This is a genomic window from Candidatus Magnetominusculus dajiuhuensis (assembly GCF_046044395.1).
Classification (GTDB): Bacteria; Nitrospirota; Thermodesulfovibrionia; order Thermodesulfovibrionales; family Magnetobacteriaceae; genus Magnetominusculus; species Magnetominusculus dajiuhuensis.
Genome location: NZ_JBJUSG010000006.1, coordinates 17,614 through 34,310 on the forward strand (window position 1 = coordinate 17,614; position 16,697 = coordinate 34,310).

Consider the following 16,697-nt stretch of genomic DNA (forward strand, 5'->3'; position numbering starts at 1 on the left):
GTGAACTTACGATTTATTTCCCAACCACAAGCACTACAAACGTGTCCTTAACCGGCACTGGACGTTGCTTTTTCCCGTCAGGTGCTTCAAATTGCGCGGTGGGCAGATATATGTTGTGTGTCTTGGTATCAATTGCCATCGTTCGGGCGCCCCGTTGTGTGATAACTGTATCTGCCACCTCAAACTTGCCGGGGGATGATTCCCGTACAATGGTCAGCGTGCCATCGCCATTGGCGCTGAAGGCAAGTCCGGTGCCCGTGTCGAAACCGTTGCCGTCAACGCCTTCGCCTATCGGTACGGTTGCGGTAACCTTGCCAATGTTTGTATCCAGAATCATCATTAACTTGTTATGGCATCCGGAAAAGACACGGTGGTGTTCAGGGTCAAATCCCATCCCTGTTGGCTCTTCGCATGGGCTGAGTGAATAGCGCTTCGTTACAGACAGCTTGCGGCTGTTGATTTCGACGACCTCATTAGTGTCTTCGATGTTTACGTAAATTTTACCGTTGCCGTCAGCCGCGGCAAACTCCGGCTTCCCTCCAAGGGCAATCGTTGCGGCAATCTCACCAGTGGCGGCGTTAAATACGGTGGCGTCTTTACTGCGGCCATTAAATGTGAACACCTGCTTAGTTTCCGTGTCATAGAGGATGGCGTCGGGGTTTTCTCCGGTTTTAACCGTAGCTGTTATTTTTAGTGTTTTGAGGTCGAAGATGGCGACCGTGTTGGCCTTGCCGTTGCTGATAAAACCGCGGTTCAGCTCCGGAGCGATGGCTATTCCATGTACGCCCGGCGTATCGGCAATATCGCCCACCGCTTTATTTGTGTCAATATCTACCACTATTACGTGAGTGCCGCGCGAGACATAGAGCCGCCGCGCCGCGCTATCCACGGTCAGGTAGTCCCAGCCACCTTCACCGCCAAGCTGGAGCTTATTGACTACATGGTAGCCTGCGTTGTCCCCTGCCGAACTACTCGACAGCAGCAGACCCATCAAAATCATCGTAAATAGTGTTTTTTTGCGTATGTCAACATGATTGTCTCCTTTTGGGGCAGGGTAAGGATTAAAGGATTAACGACGAAGGGGGGTAACCCCCCTTCACCCGTATTTACGAATAACTACTCCCCGAAGGTCTTCATTATCGCGCCCGTCCCCGCCGATGTGACCATTTGGGCGTATCTGGACAGGTAGCCGGTCGTTATCTTGGGCTTAATCGGCTTCCACTTCTTAAACCGCTGTTTTATTTCGTCACCAGAGAGCAATATATCAAGGCGTCTTTCGTGTATATCTATCTTTATTTTGTCGCCGTCTCTGATTACCGCTATCGGGCCGCCCTCCATCGCCTCAGGCGAGACATGCCCTATACACGGGCCGCGCGTACCGCCGGAGAACCGGCCATCGGTTATCAGGGCCACCGATTCACTCAGCCCCATGCCCGCTATTGCCGCTGTTGACGTGAGCATTTCCCTCATGCCAGGGCCGCCTCTTGGGCCTTCATATCTTATCACCACCACGTCGCCAGGCCATATTTTGCCCTCCAGTATTTCCTTTATTGCGTCGTCCTCAGAGTCAAACACGCGCGCCGTACCCTCAAACCTCATCATCTTCTCTATCACCGCCGACTGTTTTACAACGGCACCGCCCGGGGCAAGCGTACCCTTCATAATAGCTATGCCGCCCTGCGCGTGGTATGCCTTGTCTATTGGCACGATGACCTCCTCATCTTCAATGGCCGCGTCTGCTATTATTTCAAACACCTTGCGTCCCGATACGGTTATGTTGTCTTGCATGAGGTGTGCGAGCCTTTTTTGCACCGCGGGGATGCCACCGGCGTAGTGCAGGTCTTCAAGGTAGTGATGACCGCCGGGAAGCATGTTCGCTATATGCGGCGTGGTCTTACTCAACTCGTCAAACACATCTATGGGCAGCTTTACGCCCGCTTCATGGGCTATCGCCGGTATATGCAGCACCGTGTTGGTTGAACCACCCAGTGCGGTATCAACCCTTATGGCGTTTTCAAACGCTTTTTTCGTCATTATCTTTCTGGGTGTTATCCCTTTTTTTACCAGCTCAATTATCCTTCGGCCACTCTCAAAGGCGATTCGCTTCTTCTCTGATGATACGGCAAGGGCAGAGGCACAAAATGGCAGGGACATCCCTATGGATTCCGTCACGCAGGCCATCGTGTTGGCCGTGTACATGCCCTGGCACGAACCCGCACCCGGACAGGCACACATCTCAAGCGCCTCAAGCTCTTTGTCCCCTATGAGACCCTGTCTGTGTTTAGCGATGGCCTCAAATGTGTCATTAACCAGCGACAGGCGCTTGCCCTTCAGGTGGCCGGAGTGCATTGGCCCGGCCGTTACTATTATGGATGGGATATTTACCCGTGCCGCGGCCATCAGCATCGCCGGGGTTATCTTGTCGCAGTTAGTCAATAATACCAGCGCGTCAAACTGATGCGCGTTTGCTATTGCCTCTACCATGTCGGCTATCAGCTCTCTCGATGGAAGCGAATAGTGCATCCCGCTATGTCCCATAGCCAGCCCATCGCATATGCCGGGCACACCAAAGAAAAAAGGATATCCCCCGCCCGTATGAACCCCTTTCTCTATAAAACGCTCCAGCTCCCTCATCCCCACATGACCGGGGATTACGTCGGTAAAACTGCTTGCAACGCCTATGAAGGGTTTGTTTATTTCAGACTTAGGGATGCCCGTTGCATAGAGCAGCGCCCTGTGCGGTGCCCTGTCCACGCCTTTTTTTATCTTATCGCTTCGCATTATCTCGTGTCTCCTTCATTGTTTCATATTATTTCGGAGCGCGCCGGACTAATTCACCGAGCGCTTATAGTCTCTTATCATCTCCGCTATCCTGTCCTTCTTGTAGAGTTTTGTCTTTTGCAGTTCCTTCCTTTTGATGTCCTCTTCGGTCGTCAGGTATCTCTTCTTGTCAAACTCGTCTATCTGAGTGTCGAGATGCCTGTGGTCTTCCTCCAGTTGCTTGAATAACTCGTTTTGTTGTCTCAACTGCTCAATGATCTCCGCTTCCGTCATTTTGGCCTCCTTAACGTAACGTATTAACAGGGCCGCTGGCCCTCATGATTTAATATCCAATCCCTTACTTTTACCCATTATCAAGTTGCCCAGAGAGTATGCCAGAGGGTACGATTGTTCGATGCAGTCGTTTACACTTATTCCAGTGTATGAGTTCCCATGGAGGAAGAGTCCGTCGTGCGCCTTGAGCGATTCATTAATGCCGCCTAAAAGGGCTGCGTGCCCCTTATTATACTGTGGTATGGCCTTCTCGTGTCTGAATATCTTTACCATTTCTGGCGTACCTTTTATTTTTATTATATCAGAAAGTTCGGAAAATACGGTATCAATTATTTTTTCGTCGTCAAGGGCTGCAACGCCACCCGCCCTTGCCCCCCCAAGCATTGTGCGAAAGAGCATATACCCCTCTGGTGCCCTGCCGCCAAAGGTGTTTGAGTCACAAAGGGTTCCCAGTATCTTCCTGCCCTCTTTGTACGGGATAAGAAAACCAAACCCGTCGAAGTCACTCTTCACCGCCTCCCGCTTAAATGCCATTGACACAACCGTTACGTATGGATAGGGGATCCTCGCCAGATGCAGTGAGAGATTCTTATCGAGGGCATATAATATGTCAGCCGCGGCGTGTGCCGGGGCGGCAAGTACCACTATGTCCGCCTCCTCAGCCGGGGCGTCTTTGAAATGGATATGATACTTATTCGCCGTCTTTTCTATCGCGGTAACGCGGCTGTTGTTGACAAGGGCGCTGCCAAGTTTTGCGGCGAGGGCGTCAATTAATGCGCCCATCCCGTCCTGAAATGAGGTCAAAATTCCCCCAGGACCGGCCGATACGCTTTTGCCCGTCTCTCTTGCCGCCCATTTCATCTTCAGCATTCCAACTATCAGGCCCCCATATTTGGCCTCAAGGTTATATATCTTAGGGAAACACGACTTTAATGACAGCAGCGTCGAATCCCCCGCGTAGATGCCCGACGCCATAGGGTCAATAAGTGTCTCATAGGCCTCGCGCCCAAGCCTTCTTGTGGCAAACTCAGAAAGTGTCTCATCAGTGGAGGACGAACGCCGCGCTATGGTTTCGAGGACTATCCTCGCCCGCCCGCGCACGCTGAGCAGGTTGGATTGAAAAAAATCTAATACACCCTCCGGTATGCGATTAAGCCTGCCTTTTGAGAACACATATCTGATTCTTGCCCTGTCGCTGCTTCTCAGTGGCATGAGGCCGAGGCTTGCCGCAAACTCAAGGGTCTTGGGCCTGTTATTGAGAAAGCCGTTTACGCCGCCCTCAAGCAGAAAGCCGTTGTGTCTTTCAGTCCAAATCTTACCGCCGGGGCGCGCCAGCTCCTCATATATCGTCAAATCGGCATTGGGACATTGCTCTTTTAATAAATACGCGAGGGCAAGCCCCGAGATGCCGCCGCCTATTATGGCCGTCTTCATATCCCGACGCGCGGGCAATTCCGCTGTTTCATCCGCCCCCCTTTTGCCGTACCGTCGGCAAATCGTTATTTAAGCTCATCAAGTATGAGGGTCTTTAGTGCCTGTATAAACACCGGGTGTGTGTTTAACGCACTAACCCTCTTTAGGATTATACCACGTTTTAATGCAAAATCCCTATAAAAAATATCTATCTCATATAAAGTTTCTATGTGGTCAGAGACAAAACTTATCGGCACTACGAGGATGTCCTTTACGCCAGCCTCAGAGAGTTTTATAATCGTAGCTTCTGTTGAGGGTGCAAGCCATTTCACGGGGCCGCTCCTGCTCTGATATGAGAGATGGACTTCATAGCCATTGAGTGCCGCAGTGAGGGCGGCGATAGTCCTGTTAATCTCCGCAACATAGGGGTCGCCCTGTGTAATAAAATACTCCGGCAGGGCGTGGGTGCTGAAGATTATATGGGGGCGTCTGCCTCCAAACTCCGCAATCCCATTGTTGATAAGTTCAGTAAGGGCGGCGATATAGAGGGGGTTGTCAGGCCACGACCTTATATACCGGCAGTGTGCGGGGTATATTTTCTTTGACAACACACGCTCAAGTTCAGCAAACGAAGACCCTGTTGTGGCAAGGCTGTAATGGGGATAGAGTCCTACCGCGACGAATTCTCTTATACCTGCGTCATAGGCGGTTTTTACCGCGTCCTCAATATATGGACGCCAGTATCTCATGCCGGTAAATACGGCAAAGGGAGGTTTTCCTTCAGGGCTGCCTTCGTTTAGGGCATTCGACAGTGCTTCTGACTGGGCGGCTGTGATGCGCACAAGGGGGGAGGCACCGCCTATTTGGGCGTACATGGCGCGGCTCTTCTTTGCCCTAGTGGCGGCTATCAGGGCGGCTATCGGCCTTTGCATAAACGGCGGGCCAAGCTTGATTATCAGCCTGTCTGAAAACAGGTTATAAAGAAACGGGCGCACGGCCTCAAGCGAATCAGGCCCGCCGAGGTTTAATAGTAAGACGCCAATTGTCTCCATGTTATCGCTCCTTTAAAATATCAAATAATTTGCAATTACTTAATACCAATACTGCTTAATCTTCCTTATCATATGGGGTGAGATACTATTTCACCGAGTTTTCTTTCTAAGCAATTGCCAACTTCACCAGCAAATAAGACGAGATGCCCTATGTATGTTCGTATCTGTTCATACGTCAGAGAAGAAGGAGAGCCATCTTCATGAATTATTTTATTACGATAGCCAGTGAGCGCATTTACAGATGCAGTAATATCAATTTGAACAGGTGACCCCGCCTCACTCGACATACTTTCTTGAGTCTCATAAACTGGACAGCAATCAAAAATATCTTCTACGCCTATTCTTTTAAATAGCTTTACAATGGCTTTTGGACCGTGCTTACCATAGTCGAAAGAGTTATCAATATCTAATGATTTAATTGGCCTTTCAGAATCCCATATCTCTGCAATTTTATGTAGTGTAGTTGATGTTGAATTTTTGCCTGACTTTAAAGCTCCAAGAAAATCATCCTTCATTATGAGATATTGCGATGATAAAATCTTTATTGTCTCCGGTAATTTGATAGGCATTAGATTTGCTTCTTCCAATTTGAATCCAAACTCCTCAACTATTTCTTCTAAAAAATTCTCGAACTTGGCACTCAACAATAATATTGCAACTTTATTGTAAATAGAATAGGTATGTGCTTCACGTTCGCTTTTTATGGCACACTCCACGAGAAAATCTACTTCTTTTAAAGCTTCCCTGAAAGTTTCGATACGTTGAAAGGAACTCGGCATTTAGATTGTCACGATTTTCATCATTTCTTTATACCATGTAGAAAGTCTATACTCAAGTTTGCTTTTATCAGATGTAGCATATAAAATGGCTTCATTGAACTTCGTATCTGTCTGCGGCAAGTTTGTATATAATTTCAGCAATTCATTCTTGACAGATTTGAGGCGCTCATGTGACACGTAACTTAGACCGACCATTGCAACATCCATTAACGCCCTGTTTAGCGGTTTATCTGTTGTACCCTCAACTGGATTAATGCGACGAAAGGCGGGCTTTTCAAACATAAAGGAGACCTTTTCAACCGTATTCGTAAAGAGAGATTCTAATGATTGGGCTTCATCAGGTGCGATATTTTTCTTCAACTCCATATACTCATTTAGGAAAGTTCTCATCCTACCTGGGTAGCCTTTTACAGTGCCAGTCTTAGGATCAAAGGCCGCATGTAAAGCAAGGAAGCGTAAAGCTAATTCAGCGTCAGAGAATCTCTTATGGGGCTCAACAAACCCCAAGCATTCAAGATAAGAAGTATTTTTCGTTAATTTTTTAAGAAGCCGAATAAAGGGACCACGATAAAGACAATTTCTCAATTCTTGTTCATTCAATTTTATTGAGCCACGATTTAAGCGCATGAAAATATCGTATTTAATTTCAGGATGTGATTCAGATAGAATGACAATTGTGCGAATCATACCGTTCTTTAAAAGTCTTTGAGCCTTCGGATTTAATGTGCTGAACTGCTGTCTGTTAAGTTCAGAAAGCACGTCAAGGCCTGTAAGTTTGAATTCGTTATCCATAAATCGTCTAAGAGAATTCAGACGTTGCAACCCATCCACAACTATCCACCTACCTTTAACATCTTCTGCTACATAAATAACTGGGATGGGGACATTCAGCAGGATTGATTCAATGAGTAACGAGGCTTTCTTATTGTCCCATATGTAGTATCTTTGGTAATCTGGATCAAGAATAATATCCTTATTCGTAAGCTTGGCATAGAGATCGCTAATACTCTTATCGTATGCCTGTGTTTGGAGCTTGCGTTCTTCTTTAGGAATTTCTTCGGAGGCAATATTATCATCATTAGTTTGATCATCAAATTCACTCTCTTCATTGATTGTCTTGTCTTTTGCCATATAGAGGCTCAGTCCTCTTTTAATCTCTGGTTCCAAAACGATATTGCCTAAGACTTTCTTCATAACGAATTAAAGATAGCATATCTATAGGCGATATGTCAATGCAGGGACGAGGCGAAGCCGCATTGTTAATATACCATATCCCCTGGCCATGCGCTTACACTATGGTTAACCGGCATCGTGTACGATTTTAACCAGTGTCTTTACGTTTTCCGGCGGTGTTTCAGGCAGGATGCCGTGGCCGAGGTTGAATATGTGCGCCCTTGCCCCTTTTGCCTTCTTGATAATGTCCACCGCCATTTCTTTTATATGGTTTTTTGTGGAAAAAAGCACGCACGGGTCAAGGTTGCCTTGCACGGTGAGTTTTTTACCTATCTTTTTAGCCGCCTCCGCCATGTCTATTCTCCAGTCCACGCCCATTACATCGGCACCTGCGCCCACCGCGATGTCAAGGACTCCGGCGCAGTCGTTTACGAAATATATAACGGCAACACCGAGGGGTTTTAGTGCCTCAATTACCTTTTTCGCATAGGGAAACGCCGCCACCTCGTAGTCCGACGGCGCAAGCGCCCCCGCCCATGAGTCAAACAGTTGGACGGCCTGCGCCCCGGCCTTTATCTGGGCAGAAAGATATGCTATTGTGGTCTCAGTTATTTTATCCATCAGCGATGTAAAAAGCTGTGGGTCGTTGTATATGATTCGCTTGGTTTTGAGGAAGTTTTTCGAGCTGCCCCCTTCAATCATATATGTGGCCGCCGTGAATGGGGCACCGGAGAAACCAATGAGCGGGACTTTCAATCCCTTGCGAAGTATTCTGATAGTATCAAGCACATAGGGGACGTCCTCATCGGGATTTATTACCTTTAATTTGTCGGCGTCTTTTTGGGTTCTGATTGGATTGCTGAATTTTGGGCCTTTCTTTTCGTAAAATTTGAGCTTAAGCCCCATTTTCTCTATGGGTATCAGGATGTCCGAAAATAGTATCGCCGCGTCAACGCCGAGTATGTCAACCGGCTGTGTGGTAACCTCCGCCGCCAGCTCAGGGGTCTTGCAGAGGGTCAAAAAATCCACTTTCTCGCGAATCTTACGATACTCAGGCAGATAGCGCCCCGCCTGACGCATAATCCACACAGGCGTATAGTCTGTCTCTTTGCCCATGCAGGCATTTAAAAAAGTGTTATTCATGGGGCAACTTGCCTCCTTGTTTTTTTGACTCATTGAGCTGATGGGGCTGATAGCCGCAAAACGGTTCCTCTTCCATATAATCGCCGCACATAGAATATGCCCTTGCGCGGCATCCTCCGCACACCTTAATAAACTCGCACCTGCCGCACCTGCCCTTGTAGCTCTTGAAATCCCTCAAGTCCTTAAAGAGAGTGGAATTTTCCCAAATGTCTTTAAACGGCTGCTCTTTTATATTACCCGCCGGTACGTGGAAATAACTGCACGGCAGCACCCGGCCATCAACGTCAATAAGGCATATAAGCTGCCCGGCTATGCAGCCCTTGCTGCCGCCGGTTGAGAATTTCAGCGTACGCTGCCTCATCTTTTCGCCGTCTTTCTTAGCGCGCTGTAAGACGATCCTGTAATAATGCGGGGCACATGTCGGCCTGACGAGCATGTCTGTCTCATTTTTTTCCATATCATAGTGCCAGTTGAGTATCTTTTCGTAGTCCTCCTTCGATATAAGCTCGTCCATGATGTCGTGGCCCCTGCCTGTGGGTACTATCATAAACATGTACCACGCCGTAGGGCCGAGGGATTTTACGAGTTCATAAACCGCGGGGATTGCCTCCTGATTTCTCTTCGTAAATGATGAGTTTATTATGAATTCTATACCTTGTTGTTTGAAAAGCCGCGCGGCGGCAAGCGTGCCGTCAAACGCCCCCTTGTGTTCTCTGAAATTATCGTGCATCTCTGCTGTAGGACCGTCAATGCTTAAAGAGACGATCTTAATGCCAGCGTCCTTTATTGCAGCGCAGACGGCGTCCGTCACCAGTGTCCCGTTTGTGGCAAGACACATGCGAAGCCCTTTAGAGACGCCGTATCTGGCAATATCGAACACGTCTTTACGAATAAGCGGCTCCCCACCCGTGAGGACAATGACGGGACTAGCATAGCCCGATATGTCATCAAGGACGCGGCAGGCCTCATCAAAGGTAAAATCAGGGTGGCCGCTTACGGCTGCCTCGCTTGAAGAGCGGCAGTGCACACAGCGCAGGTTGCACCGTCGGGTTATCTCCCACGCTATCCACTTTGGTTCAAACTCCACTGACTGGCTCTGCCTCCTCATGTAGATTATCAGGGTGTCTAAAGAACACCCGCTCTTTCAGGGCCTCAATGAGCGGCCCGAATGTGGCGGGATTAATTGCCGATATGCCAACCGCCCCGTATCTTGTTATAAAACCCTCTATCTCGTCCTCAGGGATTTTATCTGTTTTGTTGAACACAAGTAAAGTGGGTTTGTCGTCAATCATGAGGTCTTTCAATATATTTTCTACGGATTCGATATGCTGGTCAAATCTTGGGTTGGACGCGTCAACGAGATGCAGAAGGGTGTCGGCGTCCTCAAGCTCCTCAAGGGTGGCCTTAAACGCGGTGATGAGGTCGCGCGGCAGGTCCTTAATAAACCCCACGGTGTCGGTTATGATGACGTCCCGCTCCTGGGGGAATCGAAGCCTGCGCGTAGAGGTGTCCAAAGTGGCGAACATCTTATCCTCAACGAACGCGGCGCTTTCGGTGAGGTTGTTAAGCAGTGTGGATTTACCCGCGTTTGTGTAGCCGACGATAGAGACGATGGGCAGCGTACTACTGCTGCGGCGGGCGCGGCGCTGTACGCGTGCCTTTGAGAGTTTTATGAGTTCTTTTTCAAGTATGTTTATTCTGTCTCTGACGCGGCGGCGGTCTATTTCGAGTTTCATCTCACCCGGGCCGCGTCCTCCTATGCCCCCTGTGAGGCGCGACATGGCGGTGCCTTTTCCTGTGAGGCGTGGGAGGCGGTATTTTAACTGGGCAAGCTCCACCTGCACCTTGCCGTCGCGGCTCATAGCGCGGCGCGCGAAGATATCAAGAATCAGAGCCGTTCTGTCAATGACCTTTATCTCGGTCAATTCAGCAACGGCCAGCGTCTGTGATGGCGAAAGATTTTCGTTGAACACAAGAAGGCTTGCCCCTTTTCCCAGTGCGTCAATAATTAGTTCCCTGAGCCTTCCAGCGCCAAGCAGGTATCTGGGGTTTATGGTCTTGGGGCGTTGGATTACCCTGTCAACGACGGCGATGCCGCTTGCGGCGCACAGCTCCTGAAGCTCATCAAGGGACTCTTCCATTTCGTGTTTCTGGCCCTGGGATACTGATATTATAATGGCCTTTTCACCATTCGTGTCTGCCGCTTCCGGGCGCTGTCTGCCCATTTCCTCTTCAATAGCCCCGACATCGGCGAGGAAATCAATTGTATCGTTGTAGAAATTGGCGGCGGGGTTAATTTCATATGGCTTATCGCCTGTTTGGGCGGTCAGATGTGCGGCGTAAAACCTGTCGGGCAGGTTGTCCTTTACGCCAATGGCGGCAATGTAGTCAAAGCGCAGGAGGGCGAGGTCGGTAAGGTCATCGTTGGTAAGCGGCTCGTTTTTCAGATGTGTATGGACAAATCTCAGGCCGCGCAGGTATTTCTTTCCAAGCGGGTAGCTGTGCTGAAGGTCTGGCAGGAATATGGAGTTGGAATCGCCTATGATGACATGGCTTATCGTGCCAGCGCGTGTGATAAGCACGCCAAGCTGCCTGTTAATCTCTGAGGACTGCTCTGTGAGATAGCGGGCAAGCTCCTGAGAGATAATCCGGGTTGGCTGAACTTTCCGGCGATAAATCTTCTCAAGGCCAGAGACGGTCTTTTTACTGATGCCCTGCGTATTGCCATAAACCACCACAGAGGTATTTTACCACAACTACCATAGGATAAAGGGGTAGTTTCTTATGAATGTACAATAGCTTTTGACTTAGTTTGCAGCTTAGTTTATAATTTAAGTATGAAGGTAAATATTCATGAGGCGGCGGCTCATTTATCAAAGCTGATAAACAGGGTAAGTGGCGGCGAGGAGATAATAATAGCCAGAGCTGGTAAGCCTGTTGCCCGGCTTGTACCTGTTGGCAGCCGGCCTGTAGAGAGAATCCCTGGCACCGCTAAAGGTAAAATTATCCTGCATGAAGATTTCACCGCTCCATTAACCGACGACGTGATTGATTCCTTCTACAAATGAGAGCCTTACTGGATACCCATACTTTTCTGTGGTGGATAACTGGGAGTGGGTTGCTATCAGGCAGGGCTGTGCGTTTTATTAGCGATGTCAGGAGTGAGCTATACCTTAGCGCTGTCAGCGTGCTGGAGATAGTAATAAAGACACAGGCAGGAAGGTTGTCTTTGCCAGAGACTCCAGAGATATTCATAGCAGATCAAATGGTTATAAATTCTATACAGTGCTTGCCAATGAACATAAACCACGCCTTTCGTTTATACACCCTGCCTATGTACCACAGGGACCCATTTGACAGACTGCTTGTTGCCCAAGCGCAGTTTGAAGAATTACCAATAGTTACGAATGACCAATTTATTAAGCAATATGACGTCAAAATTATTTGGTAAATCGTCAGTTAGCCCAACCATATTTAGCCGCTCCCTTAGCTTTTTCCTGATGGCATATGAATAAGGCATAACGATTTTCCGGCTGTGACAATGATATAATATATCACAGGAGATGATTAAGTGGAACAACGGCACAGACAATTTATAGTTGATGAGACGGGCAACAAAACAGCGGTAGTTTTGCCGTTGGAAGAGTATGAGGATCTCATCGGGGACATTCATGACCTTGTAGTTATAGCCGAAAGAAAAGACGAACCGGCTATTGATTTCGATAAATTTAAAGAGAAATTGTTGTCCGATGGATTCATTTAGAATTCAGTGGAAAAGTTCCTCTGAGCATGATATTAAGAGAATTGACAGGCGGTATTGCCTCAAGAAAAAATCTGCATGAAATAGTGGGCTTGACCGGTGCGCGGTGAATTAATTATTATTCAGATATGCTTGTTCATTAGCAGGAGGTAGATACTATGGAAATAGACGTAAATATTGACGGCAAATCCCTATCAATTGATATAGAAAATCCATATAAGGCCGATTTGCCCAAAGTGGCAAAGGAAATTGATGATTTTGGCGGCCAGATGGGCATAGAATTATCAAACCTTGACATCAGGGGTCTCCTTGGGAGGATGATAAAGGGGGTTGCTGGCTGCGAACACGGCTGTCCGGCTGACGCAAAGAGCCTCGTGTACCACGGATACGGCAAGTTTAAGATGCGCTATGTGGATGGCGGGATATTGTCGGCCTATTGTGAGTTTCAGGACAAGAGGTCTTTAGAGCTGAAGGTTTTCCCGGGATTCTAGGCGTGGCGGACTCCAAAATCGCCCGTGGTGGAGGCAACTGGATATATGGCCTTAATCCGGTTATAGAGGCCCTGCTCTCTGACAATGGCGGCGTGTCAGTTGTATGCGTCGGGAAAACCTGCAAGAGTATAGAAAAACTAAGCAGTTGCGCGGCCACAAAATCCGTGCCCGTAAATATTGTTGGCAAAGACTATTTTGACAGATTTGGAAACGTCTCCCATCAGGGCGTGTGCGCGTTAATAGAAAGGAGAAATTTACTGTCTATTGATGAGCTGATACGAAGGGCGCCACCTGAGCCTGTGTTTATCATCCTCGATGAGATAGAGGACCCCGGGAATTTTGGTGCCATACTAAGGACGGCCGAGTGCGCCGGTGTGGATGGGGTAATCTTTCAGTTGCGGCGCAACGCGGGGATAACCGCTGTCGTTGAGAAGGCCTCGTGCGGGGCGGCGGGGCTTGTGCCTCTGTGTGTCATATCAAACATCAAAAATGCAATCCGGGCGCTGAAAGAACGAGACGTCCTGATTTGCGGGGCGGACTCAGAGACGGGCGTGTCTTTGTGGGAGGTTGATTTTACCTCATCAACGGCCTTTGTTCTTGGCTCCGAGGGGCGGGGGTTGAGAAGGACAGTCAGGGAACTTTGTGATACCGCCGTGAAAATCCCGCTGTACGGGAAAATAAAATCGCTGAATGTCTCCGTTGCCGCAGGGGTTCTATTGTTTGAGCGTAAGAGACAGGGGGAAATAAAAAAAAAATAATCTACGGGGCGCGGCATTAATAAAACATGTACAATTTTTTTTAAATATGTTATAATCACTCAAAGGTGGGTAACTACTCAAGGATGGTGAAAAGATTATGATGGATGAAAACCAGATGGCCGGCAGGACAGAAACTTCCCACAATGTGCTTATCGTGGAAGACGACACCGCGCTGCGAAAGCAGGTTTGCTTTGCCGTCGAAAAGTACTACACCGTTTACGAGGCGCAAAATCGGAAAGAGGCAATTCGCATTCTCAAAAACGCGGACATATCTGTGGCAATCCTTGATCTTGGGCTTCCTCCGGCGTCAAACGCGCCCGACGAGGGTCTGAAGATTATAGACTATATCATGGAGAACTCCGAGACAAAAATACTTGTCCTTACAGGGCAGGACAGCGAGGACGTGACGGCGGCCTCAATAAGGCGCGGGGTTTTTGACTATATACCCAAGCCCGTCAACATGGAAAAAGTAATTTACGCCATTGAAAGGGCGGTTCTTTTCAGGGAATCCGAGCAAAGAATCGGAGAAGAGGGTGTAAAACAGATACACGTCAGCGCCAAACTTGGCGATGGCCTGCAGTCAATCAGAGAAGAGGCCGAGAGGAAACTAATCCGCAAGGTACTCCTTGAGAACAATTACAATATCTACAAGTCTGCCAAGATAATAGGCATAAGGCGTGAGAATCTCTACTATTTCATCAAGAAATTCGGCTGGAAAATAATGAGGAATGCCGTTTAGGGGAAACCCTGCCGTCTTCGTCTGTGCGGTAGCAGCCGCGTTTGCTGCTGCCGTGTGTGCGGTGTGTTATTTAAGGGCGATGAGGGCAAACAGATTCGCGAGTGTCATCCTTGAGCTGTCGGAATTAAATGAGCGCGTGCAGTATGATGTGGCCATGTTCTTGTCAGAGATTCCCGCTTATCTTGAAAAAATTCGGGTCAGTGACTTCGCCTACAGCGTCTGCCACGGGGGGACAAGTTTTAAGAAAGAACTGTCAGGCGATGGCGTCTCTATCGTCAAAGCCTGTGACGACGGTGACGTAAGGGTATCCTTTACGCTGGTGCCGCCCGCGGTAGCCCTAAAGACACTCTACACATTAGTGCTGGAGCATATTGTTTTGATTATCAGGCAGGATATGCTTATGAAAATCAGGACGCTTAATGACGCCTTCACAAACGTCTTAAAGGTTCAGGTCTTCGTGCAGCATGACATCAAGAACATCGCACAGTTTATCCAGACGTCTTACTATAATCTTCAAAACCTCACGGACGAGGCCGATGAACTACGATATGTAAGGTATTTAAAGGACTCCTACGCCCCACTGATGTTAAAGGCGAATAAGATAATAAACACGCTGAATCTGAAGCCCTCTGATAAGCCGCCTGCTATGATGACAATCAAAATTGAGGATGTGCTGCAACAGTTGGTAAGCCTGTACCATTTACCATGTGAAGTCAGGGGGAAAGGCTCTGTTTACGCCAACGAGGGGACGATTTTTTTGATCTTCGACAATTTAGTAAAAAACATGTATGATAAATACCTTGAAGAGGAGTTGGAATTATTGATAGAGATAGCTGACGAGCCTGACAAGATAAAGGTTTCAGCCTTTGACTCTGGCAGCCCTATTGCGGATATTGAAAGGATATTTGAGCCGTTTTATTCCACAAAGTCCGGGGGCAGTGGCGTCGGGCTGTTTCAGGTCAGGGCGCATGTCAACAAACTCGGAGGCACGGTAACCGCGCGAAACATTGAAAAGGGCGTCATATTCGACATAACCCTGCCTAAGAGTTCCCCCGCCCCTGATGGGTAATTATCTGATGATGAGAGTTGCAGCCAGCTAACACGTACTGCATGAGCTTTTGTGGCAACCGCCGCAGTCACCTCCGCTGTGGACATGCTTGTCAGTTCCCGACACTCCAAACAGTGACATCTTCTTCTTTACGTCCTTTGAGCCGCATTTCTCGCACTGCACCACCGTGTTTTTACTAACTATCTGCTCAAAATCGCAGTCACATTTACTACATTTATATTCAAAAATCGGCATAATCAGTCCTCCTCAGATGTCTATTTAATAAATAAGTTCAGGAAAGTTTCATTGCCTCTCTTATATCCACCATCGTCTTTTCGGCCTCTGCCGCGGCGCGCTTGTTCCCCTCATTTAGAATATCGTCAAGCATGGATGGGTTGTTAATCAGCTCATGCCGTTTGTTCCACAGCGGTTCAAGCTCTTTGAGGATATTATTAATTAGAATTCGTTTACAGTCAATGCAACCTATCCCTGCGGTCTTACAGGCAGCCGCAACACGCCCTATTTCCTCGGCGGACGAAAATATCTTATGCAGCGCATAAACTGGGCAGAGTTCCGGGTCGCCTTTGTCCGTTCTTCGCTTTCTCGCCGGGTCGGTCATCATTGTCCTGATCTTTTTTTCAATTAACTCCGGCGTGTCGCTCAGATATACGGCATTGTCGTAGCTCTTTGACATCTTTCTTCCATCAAGTCCAGCCACTTTCGGCGATTCTGTAAGCAGTGCCTCAGGCTCAATCAGTATCCCCTTGCCGTATAGAAATTCAAAACGCCTCGCCAGCTCGCGCGTCAGCTCAAGGTGCGGGATTTGGTCAACCCCGACGGGGACATACCGCGCCCGGTAAATCAATATATCGGCGGCCTGAAGCACGGGATAGCCAAGAAACCCGTATGTGTTTAAGTCCTTGTCTTTTATCTCGGTCTGCTTTTCTTTATACGTCGGCACGCGCTCAAGCCATCCAAGCGGGGTTATCATACTTAATAAAAGATGCAATTCGGCGTGCTGCTTCACCACGGATTGCAAAAATATCGTGCATTTCGACGGGTCAAGCCCTGCCGCGATAAAATTAATGAGCATATCTCGTTTGTAGTCCGCTATCGGCGCGGGATTGGCGTAATTGCTCGTAAGGGCGTGCCAGTCAACTATGCAGTAGAAGCAGTCATATATGTCCTGCGCCCGCACCCAGTTTTTAAGCGCCCCGGCGAAATTTCCCAGATGCAGATACCCGCTTGGCTGCATCCCGCTTAACACCCTGTCTTTCATATAACACT

Annotated in this window: 19 protein-coding genes; 7 read left to right on the plus strand and 12 right to left on the minus strand. The window is 48.3% G+C overall.

Going from position 1 to position 16,697, the window contains the following annotated elements; all coding sequences use genetic code 11:
- Window positions 1-13: 13 nt before the first annotated feature.
- The 10 genes from AB7D94_RS01690 to hflX form a co-directional block, all read right to left on the minus strand.
- Entirely contained in the window at window positions 14-991 is a 978-nt protein-coding gene (locus AB7D94_RS01690; protein WP_420263929.1) for a YncE family protein, read from the minus strand.
- Between the two features lie 125 nt (window positions 992-1,116).
- Window positions 1,117-2,781 carry a dihydroxy-acid dehydratase gene (gene ilvD, locus AB7D94_RS01695; RefSeq protein WP_420263930.1) on the minus strand — a complete coding sequence of 555 codons (1,665 nt, stop codon included), beginning with the start codon at window positions 2,779-2,781 and terminating at the stop codon, window positions 1,117-1,119.
- 48 nt (window positions 2,782-2,829) lie between these two features.
- Window positions 2,830-3,054 carry a DUF465 domain-containing protein gene (locus AB7D94_RS01700; RefSeq protein WP_420263931.1) on the minus strand — a complete coding sequence of 75 codons (225 nt, stop codon included), beginning with the start codon at window positions 3,052-3,054 and terminating at the stop codon, window positions 2,830-2,832.
- Between the two features lie 42 nt (window positions 3,055-3,096).
- Entirely contained in the window at window positions 3,097-4,488 is a 1,392-nt protein-coding gene (gene hemG / locus AB7D94_RS01705; protein WP_420263932.1) for a protoporphyrinogen oxidase, read from the minus strand.
- Window positions 4,489-4,553: 65 nt separating this feature from the next.
- Complete coding sequence (gene hemH / locus AB7D94_RS01710; protein ID WP_420263933.1) at window positions 4,554-5,519, minus strand: ferrochelatase; 966 nt, start codon at window positions 5,517-5,519, stop codon at window positions 4,554-4,556.
- Between the two features lie 68 nt (window positions 5,520-5,587).
- Window positions 5,588-6,298 (minus strand): HEPN domain-containing protein, encoded by a 711-nt coding sequence (locus AB7D94_RS01715; protein ID WP_420263934.1) that lies wholly within the window; start codon window positions 6,296-6,298, stop codon window positions 5,588-5,590.
- Window positions 6,299-7,429: a DUF262 domain-containing protein gene (locus AB7D94_RS01720; protein WP_420263935.1), complete on the minus strand. Its 1,131-nt coding sequence runs from the start codon at window positions 7,427-7,429 to the stop codon at window positions 6,299-6,301.
- Between the two features lie 168 nt (window positions 7,430-7,597).
- Window positions 7,598-8,614 carry a uroporphyrinogen decarboxylase gene (hemE, locus tag AB7D94_RS01725; protein ID WP_420263937.1) on the minus strand — a complete coding sequence of 339 codons (1,017 nt, stop codon included), beginning with the start codon at window positions 8,612-8,614 and terminating at the stop codon, window positions 7,598-7,600.
- Window positions 8,607-9,701, minus strand: a complete 1,095-nt coding sequence (locus tag AB7D94_RS01730) for a radical SAM protein (RefSeq protein WP_420263939.1) — start codon at window positions 9,699-9,701, stop codon at window positions 8,607-8,609. The genes hemE and AB7D94_RS01730 overlap by 8 nt, the downstream gene beginning before the upstream one ends.
- On the minus strand, window positions 9,691-11,352 hold the full coding sequence (gene hflX, locus AB7D94_RS01735) for a GTPase HflX (protein ID WP_420263941.1): 1,662 nt from the start codon (window positions 11,350-11,352) through the stop codon (window positions 9,691-9,693). Before hflX ends, AB7D94_RS01730 begins: the two co-directional genes overlap by 11 nt.
- 99 nt (window positions 11,353-11,451) lie before the next feature.
- Here hflX and AB7D94_RS01740 point away from each other — a divergent pair, with 99 nt between their 5' ends.
- The 7 genes from AB7D94_RS01740 to AB7D94_RS01770 all read left to right on the plus strand — a co-directional run bounded on the left by AB7D94_RS01740 (window position 11,452) and on the right by AB7D94_RS01770 (window position 15,431).
- Window positions 11,452-11,682 (plus strand): type II toxin-antitoxin system Phd/YefM family antitoxin, encoded by a 231-nt coding sequence (locus AB7D94_RS01740; RefSeq protein WP_420263942.1) that lies wholly within the window; start codon window positions 11,452-11,454, stop codon window positions 11,680-11,682.
- A complete protein-coding gene (locus tag AB7D94_RS01745) occupies window positions 11,679-12,065 on the plus strand; it encodes a type II toxin-antitoxin system VapC family toxin (protein WP_420263943.1) in 387 nt (128 codons plus the stop codon). The genes AB7D94_RS01740 and AB7D94_RS01745 overlap by 4 nt, the downstream gene beginning before the upstream one ends.
- Window positions 12,066-12,185: 120 nt before the next feature.
- On the plus strand, window positions 12,186-12,377 hold the full coding sequence (locus AB7D94_RS01750) for a type II toxin-antitoxin system Phd/YefM family antitoxin (protein WP_420263944.1): 192 nt from the start codon (window positions 12,186-12,188) through the stop codon (window positions 12,375-12,377).
- 155 nt (window positions 12,378-12,532) lie between these two features.
- Window positions 12,533-12,865, plus strand: a complete 333-nt coding sequence (locus AB7D94_RS01755) for a hypothetical protein (protein WP_420263946.1) — start codon at window positions 12,533-12,535, stop codon at window positions 12,863-12,865.
- Window positions 12,866-12,867: 2 nt separating this feature from the next.
- On the plus strand, window positions 12,868-13,623 hold the full coding sequence (rlmB, locus tag AB7D94_RS01760; protein WP_420263947.1) for a 23S rRNA (guanosine(2251)-2'-O)-methyltransferase RlmB: 756 nt from the start codon (window positions 12,868-12,870) through the stop codon (window positions 13,621-13,623).
- Between the two features lie 97 nt (window positions 13,624-13,720).
- Entirely contained in the window at window positions 13,721-14,362 is a 642-nt protein-coding gene (locus AB7D94_RS01765) for a response regulator (RefSeq protein ID WP_420263948.1), read from the plus strand.
- Window positions 14,352-15,431 carry a sensor histidine kinase gene (locus AB7D94_RS01770; protein ID WP_420263950.1) on the plus strand — a complete coding sequence of 360 codons (1,080 nt, stop codon included), beginning with the start codon at window positions 14,352-14,354 and terminating at the stop codon, window positions 15,429-15,431. Before AB7D94_RS01765 ends, AB7D94_RS01770 begins: the two co-directional genes overlap by 11 nt.
- Before the next feature lie 27 nt (window positions 15,432-15,458).
- Here the strand turns inward: AB7D94_RS01770 and AB7D94_RS01775 are convergent, their stop codons facing one another.
- Both AB7D94_RS01775 and trpS read right to left on the minus strand, forming a co-directional pair.
- A complete protein-coding gene (locus tag AB7D94_RS01775; RefSeq protein ID WP_420263952.1) occupies window positions 15,459-15,665 on the minus strand; it encodes an FmdB family zinc ribbon protein in 207 nt (68 codons plus the stop codon).
- 37 nt (window positions 15,666-15,702) lie between these two features.
- A complete protein-coding gene (gene trpS / locus AB7D94_RS01780; protein WP_420263953.1) occupies window positions 15,703-16,689 on the minus strand; it encodes a tryptophan--tRNA ligase in 987 nt (328 codons plus the stop codon).
- Between the last annotated feature and the right edge of the window lie 8 nt (window positions 16,690-16,697).